This is a genomic window from Shigella sp. FC1661 (assembly GCF_001712525.1).
Taxonomy (GTDB): domain Bacteria; phylum Pseudomonadota; class Gammaproteobacteria; order Enterobacterales; family Enterobacteriaceae; genus Escherichia; species Escherichia coli.
Genome location: NZ_MDGW01000072.1, coordinates 1 through 9198, shown reverse-complemented (window position 1 = coordinate 9198; position 9198 = coordinate 1). Strand labels below are relative to the sequence as shown.

The following is a 9198-nucleotide window of genomic DNA, read 5'->3' as shown; positions in this document are numbered from 1 at the left end:
GGCAACGAGAGATGAGTTCGGGGTCGAGGTAATCCCCCAGAGAAGTCAGTGGGTTACGCAGAGAATCGTAACGGGATACCAGATCAAGAGCCTGTCCAATGTGCATAAAAAAATCCGGAAACAAGTGAGCGTTTCCGGATTCTTACACAGCCACTGGATCGGTCAACTGATCCTTAACTGATCGGCATTACGGCATAACGCCGGTATTTTTATTGGCTCGTTGTTTTTGCCGGATGCGGCGTGAACGCCTTACCCAACCTACAAAATCTTGCAAAATCAATAAATTGCAGGAACGATGTGGGCCTGATAAGCGTAGCGCATCAGGCAACTACGTTTTTATTGCGAAGCCGCATCCGGTTTACGCAATGCCAGTGGATTGAGCTTTATCCCTTCGTAATAACTCACCCATGAAGAATATCTCTCCGGGGAATTCCAGACACGGAAATGCAGACGGGCCATCGTCACCGGATCGCTTAGCAGCACCAGGCGACGATCGCGATTCAGCTTCTCTGGCGTCTCGTTAAGCGCCTGTTCAACGTGGCGGTCACGGGCGATTTCCAGCACCTTACTGGCGCGGTGACGCGCGGTCGCCATTGCGGTTGCCAGAGCGTTAAATGACGGGTTAAACACCGCGTGCATAAAACCATCATCAAGGGAGCGTTGACGATTCATCTCAAGGAAGCGATCGGTATCAACCAGCACCTGCGGCGGTGAATACTCTTCCGGGATCAGGAACAGTTTCCAGCGTTTGGTTCGCAGACCAACGGTGGCACGGCTGGAAATCACCGAAACAAACGGTGACAGGATCAACGAGAAGACAATCGGTGCCAGCCAGAACAGGAAACGCAGATCCAGCCACGCCATCCCAACAGCCCACACTAACCCTAACAGCAGCTGTGAGCCGTGGCGTTTGAACGCTTCACCCCAGGAAGTGGAGTCATCATCACGCTGCGGTGAATTCCACACCACTTCCCAGCCAAGGAACGCGCTGACAACGAAGACCGTATGGAACAGCATGCGTACCGGAGCCAGCAGCACGGAAAAAAGCACTTCCAGTAGCAACGATAATGTAACGCGCCAGAAGCCGCCGTATTCTTTCGTTCCTTTGCACCAGATAAGCAAAATGCTCAATAACTTCGGCAGGAACAACAGCACCATAGTCGAAGCAAAAAGTGCAATCGCCAGCTCAGGACGCCACTGCGGCCACACCGGGAACAACTGCCGTGGTTGCAGGAAGTATTGCGGTTCGGTCAACGCATGTACTACCTGCAATGCAGTAGAGAGCGCGAGGAACATAAACCACAGCGGAGCGGAGAGATAAGACATCACGCCCGTCAGGAACACCGCACGGTGAACCGGGTGCATACCCTTCACCAGGAACAGACGGAAGTTCATCAGGTTACCGTGGCACCAGCGGCGGTCACGTTTTAGCTCATCAAGCAAGTTAGGCGGTAATTCTTCATAAGAACCCGGGAGATCGTAAGCAATCCAGACCCCCCAACCTGCACGGCGCATCAACGCCGCTTCTACAAAGTCATGTGACAGGATTGAACCGGCAAAGGAACCTTCGCCCGGCAGCGGAGCCAGTGCGCAGTGCTCGATAAACGGTTTCACGCGGATAATCGCGTTATGTCCCCAGTAGTGCGACTCGCCAAGTTGCCAGAAGTGCAAACCGGCTGTAAATAGTGGCCCATACACGCGGGTCGCGAACTGCTGACAGCGCGCATACAGCGTATCCATACCGGACGCTTTCGGCGACGACTGAATGATCCCGGCGTTCGGGTTGGCTTCCATCAGGCGCACCAGCCCGCACAAACAATCACCGGTCATTACCGAGTCAGCATCCAGCACCACCATGTAGCTGTACTGGCTGCCCCAGCGACGGCAGAAGTCATCGATATTACCGCTTTTACGCTTCACGCGGCGACGGCGGCGGCGATAGAAAATCTGACCTTCGCCACCGACTTCAGCGATAAGCTCCATCCAGGCTTTTTGCTCTGCGACGCAGATATCCGGGTTATAACTGTCACTAAGAATGTAGACATCAAAGTGTTTGGCATTCCCGGTGGCTTTTACTGATTCCCACGTTGCACGCAGGCCAGCAAAAACACGGTTCACGTCTTCGTTACAGATAGGCATGATCAACGCCGTGCGATGCTCCGGGTTTAATGGTTCATCGCCAACTGTTGACGCAGATATACTGTATTTATCGCGACCAATAAGCAGTTGCAGGAAGCCCATTAACGCCGTCCAGAATCCGGCGGACACCCAACAGAACAGTACCGCAAAGAGGATCAGGATACCGGTTTGCAGCATATAAGGCAGAAGCTGCATAAAGGAAACCCACAAATCCTGACCAACCATATCCATAGGATTAATCAGCGCCCAACCCTGATAAGGAAGAATGGTCTTCATATACCAGGTCGCGACGACAGTTTGCGCGAGCGTCAGGATCAACAGAATGTAACGGCGGATGGTACCGACGGTACGCCACTTTTGCTCGCTCTCCTGCTCTTCTTTGGTCAAACGAGCCAGATAGCGCGGCGTGACATCGCGTCCACGCAGGCGATCCCAGAAACGGCCTACCGGGTTGGTACGCCACGGGTCGGGAAACATCGAGGAGCGTTTTGCTTCTGGCATCGCCTTCAGCTGATCGCGCCCTTCGTCGTCTTTAATTAACTGTCCATCAGCAAGTGAATCTGGCCAGGCTTGTTCCAGACGGGCCTTTACCGAGCCTTGCGGGGAATCATCCTCCCGCGCCCAGGTGCGGTGTTCGGCATCCAGCGCCTGATGTACGGCGCGGATATCACTCTTCGGCAATGCCGCTTTCTCGCTTGCGGCGATGGGCATTGCGTCAATGTACTCAGTTGTCTTATTCATTGGCAGGTAACTGGTAGCTCCAGGTTTCACTCAACGTCTGATCGGCATTCACCAGCGCAGCACGCATTTCAGTGGTTTTCTTGGCATCTTTCACTTTCACACGCATCACCAGACGCCAGCCTTTGGTAACCGGGTTATAGCGCACCGTGCTTTCAACTATCTCACCATTATCACCAATGCTGGTTTGCGCTGTGACCGGGGTATCCTCTGGCAGTTTTTTCATCTCTGCGCCGGTAAAATCGACCACAAAGGCGATAGTACCGTCAGGCTGGCGAATCAGGTTCGACTGCTTCACATCCCCCGTTGAACGACGCGTTTGTTGCACCCATGCGTTATCTGGCGCATGCAGTTTGTCTTCATCACGGCTGAAGGTGATGGTGTATTTAAAGTTCATCTCTTTACCCGGCTCCGGCAGCTGATCCGGCGTCCAGTAAGCGACGATGTTATCGTTGGTTTCATCGTTGGTTGGAATTTCCACCAGCTCAACGCTGCCTTTACCCCACTCCCCTTTCGGAGTCACCCATGCGCTTGGACGAAGATCGTAACGATCATCGAGATCTTCAAAGCGGGAGAAATCACGACCGCGCTGCAACAGACCGAAGCCTTGCGGGTTCTCCATCGAGAAGCTGCTAACCGCTAAATGTTTCGGGTTATTCAACGGACGCCAGATCCATTCGCCATTACCGGCATGGATAGAGAGACCGTTAGAGTCGTGCAACTCCGGACGATAGTTATTTGCAGGCGACGGTTGGTTCGGCCCAAACAGGAACATACTGGTTAACGGTGCAACCCCCAGTTTGCCGACTTTATCGCGCAGATAGATTTTCGACTGCACATCCACAACCGTGTCACGCCCTGGCATAACCACGAATTTGTAAGCACCTGTCGCGCGCGGCGAGTCAAGCAATGCATAAATGGTTAAACGTTTATCAGTCGGTTTTGGACGCTCGATCCAGAACTCTTTGAAGCGTGGAAATTCTTCACCCGATGGCAAGGCGGTATCAATTGCCAGGCCGCGGGCAGAAAGGCCATAAACCTGACCTGCACCAATCACGCGGAAATAGCTGGCCCCGAGCATGCTGACGATTTCATCGTTTTTATCTTTGCTGTTGATCGGGTAAAGCACTTTAAAACCGGCAAAACCAAGGTCTTTTACCGTGTCTTTGTCATGCTGAACATCGCCGAAAGTGAAATAATCCGGGCTGTATTTGATTCGTTTGACTGCGGTGGCAGTCACTTCATTTATTTTGACCGGGGTATCGAAGTACATACCCTGATGGTAGAACTCGAGTTTGAATGGGGTCTTCAGATTGTTCCAGTACGCTTTGTCATGATTAAACTGGATCTGCTGATAGTCCGCGTATTTCATATCGCGGAAAACGGAGGGCAAGTTGCTTTTGGGCGCCTCATAGCCTTTCCCGGCTAAGGATTGAGCTTGCTTTGCGACATCATCAATACTGAAAGCCCAGCTTGAAGATGTATACAGGGTTAACATTACTGCAGCACTCAACCAACGCATTTTCATCATTTGTAGTTTATGTTTCATAATTAGTAAGCACTTCCCCCTTTGTGTGCTTATATCGATCCGATCTATTTTAATGGATAACCAGCCATTCCGACAACAGAATCCCGGTATCGTTCAGCACGCTGGCTCATGGATTAAGCACCTGATTGCAACCGTTTTCACTTTCCGTGCTTCTCCTAAAGACAGAAGCATCGACTTCGTGTAGGGTTTGCCAGCAATTTTATTTATCAACCGTCTTACAGACGCTTCCATTCTGGTTAGTGGTAGCGATGATGCTATGCATAAAAACCTTGAAGCCTGCGCCTGGCGCGGTCAGGTCGGTGTCGCTATGGCAACAAGCCTAAAGGCATAACCCGACAGGGATAAGACGAAAAATCCGAGATTAGTTAACCATATATGAATCCAGTACCCGCGCAACGTGAATATTTCCTCGACTCCATCCGCGCCTGGCTGATGTTGTTAGGGATCCCTTTTCATATTTCTTTAATCTATTCGAGCCATACATGGCATGTGAATAGCGCCGAACCGTCATTGTGGCTGACCCTTTTTAATGACTTCATCCACTCGTTCCGCATGCTGGTATTTTTCGTTATATCCGGCTACTTTTCCTACATGCTTTTTTTACGCTATCCCTTGAAAAAATGGTGGAAAGTACGTGTCGAACGTGTAGGTATCCCGATGTTAACAGCCATCCCCTTACTGACATTGCCGCAATTTATTATGCTGCAATACGTCAAAGGGAAAGCGGAAAGTTGGCCTGGGCTGTCATTGTATGACAAATATAATACGTTGGCCTGGGAATTAATATCACACCTGTGGTTTTTACTGGTGTTAGTAGTCATGACGACGCTGTGCGTATGGATATTTAAACGCATCAGAAATAATTTAGAAAATTCTGATAAAACGAATAAAAAATTCTCGATGGTAAAACTATCGGTGATTTTTTTATGCCTCGGCATCGGCTATGCGGTAATAAGAAGAACGATTTTTATTGTGTATCCGCCCATTCTGAGTAATGGCATGTTCAATTTTATTGTCATGCAAACGCTATTTTATTTGCCGTTCTTTATCCTCGGTGCACTGGCTTTCATTTTCCCTCATCTTAAAGCCTTGTTTACCACGCCGTCTCGTGGCTGTACCCTTGCAGCAGCATTGGCATTTGTCGCTTATTTACTCAACCAACGCTATGGCAGTGGCGATGCCTGGATGTACGAAACCGAGTCGGTGATCACCATGGTCCTCGGTCTGTGGATGGTGAATGTGGTCTTCTCCTTTGGCCACCGTTTGCTTAACTTCCAGTCAGCGCGGGTGACTTACTTTGTTAACGCATCGCTATTTATCTATCTGGTTCACCACCCGTTAACGCTGTTTTTCGGCGCATACATTACACCGCACATCACCTCCAACTGGCTTGGTTTTCTCTGTGGCCTGATATTCGTAGTAGGGATTGCGATAATTCTGTATGAAATTCATTTACGCATCCCGTTACTGAAGTTTTTGTTTTCTGGTAAACCGGTTGTTAAGCGTGAGAACGATAAAGCACCAGCCCGTTAAGCCACATTTACAATAACCATTCCACGGGCAATATCGACGCCAGTCTGACCATAACCCGCTTCCAGAAACTGGTGGCGGGTTCTTTTTTGAGAATCATCTCTTTCTTTGCATGACGATCAACCCAGTTGATCCGTCCCCACCTGTCCAGACGGAGCTGCCAGGCCGCATCATACTGGCTCTGTATAAAGCGTTTATCAATTAACTGTGCCAGCGTTTCGCTCTCTATCACGAAGCCCATTTCAGTATTGAGCAATGTCGAACGTGGATCGAAATTGAAAGAGCCGATAAACACCGTTTTACCATCGATGCTAAAGGTTTTAGCATGCAGGCTGGCACCGGAATTACCGGTTATGCCGCGATCGTGTAACGTACTACTTTGTTCACGCGTCGGCTTGAGTTCATATAATTCCACGCCATAGCGGAGCAATTTTTTGCGCCAGCGCGCGTATCCGGCATGGACGACAGCAACATCGTTAGCGGCAAGAGAATTGGTTAGGATCGCAATCTTTACCCCTTTTCTCACCATCCGTAAGAGTTGCGCCACACCTGCGCGTGTCGGTACAAAATAGGAAGAGATAATATCGATGCGTTCACTGGGTGAGCCCATGATATCGAACAGGCGCTGCGGTAACAGTGAATGCCGTTTTGCCTTGCCCTCCCCTTTCGCCGGATCATCACTTAATAAACGTGTTTTCGCCCAGATAAGCGGCAACGTTCCATCAACCAGATGATTTATAAACGGACTGGATTCCATTTGGCGTAAGTAACGATGCGTCATGGCATCGTTATGCCAGGAGGCGGGTAACTCGATGCGATCCGCCATTTCACCTTCCGGGACATCCAGCACCTGCTGTAAGGGTGAAACCGATTTGCAATACCAGTAGCGGGCGAAATCATCGGCAACGTCCTCTACCACGGGTCCTATTGCCATAACATCTAAATCCGAAAAAAGTGGCTCTTCCCCTGCCCCAAAATAGGCATCACCAATATTTCGTCCTCCCACCAAGGTAACCACGCCATCGACAGTGAAACTTTTATTGTGCATACGGCGATTGAGACGGGAAAAGTCAGTGATATAACCAAGCGGACGCAGCAAGCGAAACGAGAAAGGATTAAAAAGCCGGACTTCAATGCGGGGATGTCTGTCAAGCAAGCGTAAAATATCGTCAAGTCCGGGCGTATTGTTGTCGTCCAGCAACAAACGGACGCGAACGCCACGCTTTGCTGCGGCTAACAGGGCGGAAAACAGTAACCGACCCGACATATCGTCCTGCCAGATGTAATACTGAACATCCAGCGTATGCTCTGCCATTTCGGCCAGACGATACCGGGCGGCAAACGCATCCAGACTTTTCTCCAGAGGGAAAAGACCACACTGACCGGGATGTTGCGAACACAGTGGCAGCACCGCGCTCGCCAGCCGGGGCAAATCATTCATCTCCTTGTTGGGTAAGGAGTCTTTCGTAGAGGTGGGCGTTTTCTTCATCATAACAGACAAAGTATACCTGTTCGGGTAAAGCGTGACGGGTAATAAATTCTGAAACGGTTTTTACTGCGATTTCAGCCGCTGCCGCACGAGGGTAACCATAAACCCCAGTACTGATTGCAGGAAATGCCACTGACGTATAGCTGTTTGCCGCCACCAGTCGCAGACTATTGAGATAGGCATCCTGCAAAAGCTGGTCTTCGTTTTGTTCACCACCACGCCAGACTGGCCCGACGGTGTGTACTACGGCTTTAGCGTGAAGATCGCCTGCAAGCGTAATAACGGCATGCCCCGTAGGGCAATCGCCCTGCTGTTGCCTGACTTTTAAACAGGCATCCAGCAGGGCCGGACCCGCTGCGCGATGAATGGCCCCATCGACGCCGCCGCCTCCCATTAATGACGGATTAGCCGCATTCACAATCACATCAACGGCCAGTTTGGTAATATCACCCTGCACAACATGAATACGCGTTTTCATAACGCCTCCTTAACACCTTCTTGTTTCTTAAGTGTACAGCAGGTTTTTTGGTTAAATCGCATTTTTCTACTCAGCAACGTGCGTTGTTCAGAAACTTAGTTATATTCGATGTTCATTACAGCCAGCTTTTTCTGTTTATCAATATACTGCACTTTTACTGAGGCTACTTGCGCGTTTTTGACATTGCCGCTCATTAACGCTTTGCTGGAATAGGTTTTTCCCGGAACAGAACCATTCTGTGGGCAGTTCATTTCTACGGGTGATGACTGGGTGCTGACGTCACATGCCGGTTCCACAATTTGGCCATAAAAATGGATCACGCCCCCTTGCGCGGTGCTTCCTGCGATGGCAATAAAAGGAAAAAACAAACTGCCGAGCATAAGAGAGTTTAAAAAAGGTCTGAACATTTATTCTATTTCCTCAATGATTAGTCATCCTTGAGGGTTGTGTTATCCATACTTTCAGGTTGGCTGATTCGCAGCAGACCATTCTCTCCAGATTCATCTTATGCTCGACATTTCAACAAATTAAGACTTTTCTGAAGAGGGCGGCCATTGTTGTGATAAATGAAGTGCCTGTCCATCAGAAACAGTAACAACTATTTTCACCCGATCTTCCGGGGAAATATTTAAACTCAACTTCGTCAAAGCAATAGGTTGATTAGCAGGCAATGAGAGGGTCTTTTCTTGCTTCGTCTGACTTTGCCCTGAACCGCCTTCGCGCAGGGACAATATTTGTACTCTGCACAGACAAGATTGAGTAAGAGTGACTTCAGGAATAATGGTATACTGAGGTAGCCTGAGTTTAACGGACACTCCTTCCTGAAATAGAATGGCATCAGAAGGAGCTAATAATGAGCAGAAAAAACCAACGTTACTCTAAAGAGTTCAAAGCCGAAGCTGTCAGAACGGTTCTTGAAAATCAACTTTCGATCAGTGAAGGCGCTTCCCGATTATCCCTTCCTGAAGGCACTTTAGGACAATGGGTAATGCTGCCAACTTACTGATTTAGTGTATGATGGTGATTTTAAGGTGCTTGCGTGGCTTCCATTTCCATCAGATGTCCTTCCTGCTCCGCTACTGAAGGCGTGGTGCGTAACGGCAAAAGCACTGCCGGACATCAGCGCTATCTCTGCTCTCATTGCCGTAAAACATGGCAACTACAGTTCACTTACACCGCCTCTCAGCCCGGTACGCACCAGAAATCATTGATATGGCCATGAATGGCGTCGGATGTCGCGCCAGTGCACGCATTATGGGCGTTGGCCTCAACACG

At 49.7% G+C, this 9198-nt stretch carries 8 protein-coding genes and 2 pseudogenes; 3 read left to right on the top strand and 7 right to left on the bottom strand.

From position 1 onward, the window contains the following. From BFF42_RS27540 to mdoG, 3 genes are all read right to left on the bottom strand, one after another. A partial coding sequence (locus tag BFF42_RS27540; protein ID WP_227894989.1) for a hypothetical protein occupies positions 1 to 124 on the bottom strand: 124 nt, incomplete at its 3' end. Positions 125 to 336: 212 nt separating this feature from the next. Further along, positions 337 to 2880: a glucans biosynthesis glucosyltransferase MdoH gene (mdoH, locus tag BFF42_RS05455; RefSeq protein ID WP_012421260.1), complete on the bottom strand. Its 2544-nt coding sequence runs from the start codon at positions 2878 to 2880 to the stop codon at positions 337 to 339. Next, the gene (gene mdoG, locus BFF42_RS05450; RefSeq protein ID WP_001300662.1) at positions 2873 to 4408 is read right to left on the bottom strand and encodes a glucans biosynthesis protein MdoG; all 1536 of its coding nucleotides are present in this window, start codon (positions 4406 to 4408) and stop codon (positions 2873 to 2875) included. Before mdoG ends, mdoH begins: the two co-directional genes overlap by 8 nt. Before the next feature lie 393 nt (positions 4409 to 4801). Between mdoG and mdoC the strand changes: the two genes are divergently transcribed. Continuing rightward, complete coding sequence (gene mdoC, locus BFF42_RS05445; protein WP_001070335.1) at positions 4802 to 5959, top strand: glucans biosynthesis protein MdoC; 1158 nt, start codon at positions 4802 to 4804, stop codon at positions 5957 to 5959. Positions 5960 to 5966: 7 nt separating this feature from the next. Here mdoC and clsC read toward each other — a convergent pair whose 3' ends face one another. From clsC to csgC, 4 genes are all read right to left on the bottom strand, one after another. After that, positions 5967 to 7448: a cardiolipin synthase ClsC gene (gene clsC / locus BFF42_RS05440; RefSeq protein WP_073692904.1), complete on the bottom strand. Its 1482-nt coding sequence runs from the start codon at positions 7446 to 7448 to the stop codon at positions 5967 to 5969. Then, positions 7390 to 7923, bottom strand: a complete 534-nt coding sequence (gene ymdB / locus BFF42_RS05435; protein ID WP_039059403.1) for an O-acetyl-ADP-ribose deacetylase — start codon at positions 7921 to 7923, stop codon at positions 7390 to 7392. The genes clsC and ymdB overlap by 59 nt, the downstream gene beginning before the upstream one ends. A 95-nt stretch (positions 7924 to 8018) precedes the next feature. Next, positions 8019 to 8330, bottom strand: a complete 312-nt coding sequence (gene ymdA, locus BFF42_RS05430; RefSeq protein ID WP_000489579.1) for a protein YmdA — start codon at positions 8328 to 8330, stop codon at positions 8019 to 8021. 120 nt (positions 8331 to 8450) lie between these two features. Next, on the bottom strand, positions 8451 to 8756 hold the full coding sequence (gene csgC, locus BFF42_RS05425; RefSeq protein WP_046891704.1) for a curli assembly chaperone CsgC: 306 nt from the start codon (positions 8754 to 8756) through the stop codon (positions 8451 to 8453). A gap of 20 nt (positions 8757 to 8776) precedes the next feature. Here csgC and BFF42_RS05420 point away from each other — a divergent pair. Continuing rightward, positions 8777 to 8911: pseudogene (locus BFF42_RS05420) on the top strand (transposase); the annotation flags it as partial. 51 nt (positions 8912 to 8962) lie between these two features. Next, a pseudogene (locus tag BFF42_RS05415) lies at positions 8963 to 9198 on the top strand (IS1-like element transposase); the annotation flags it as partial.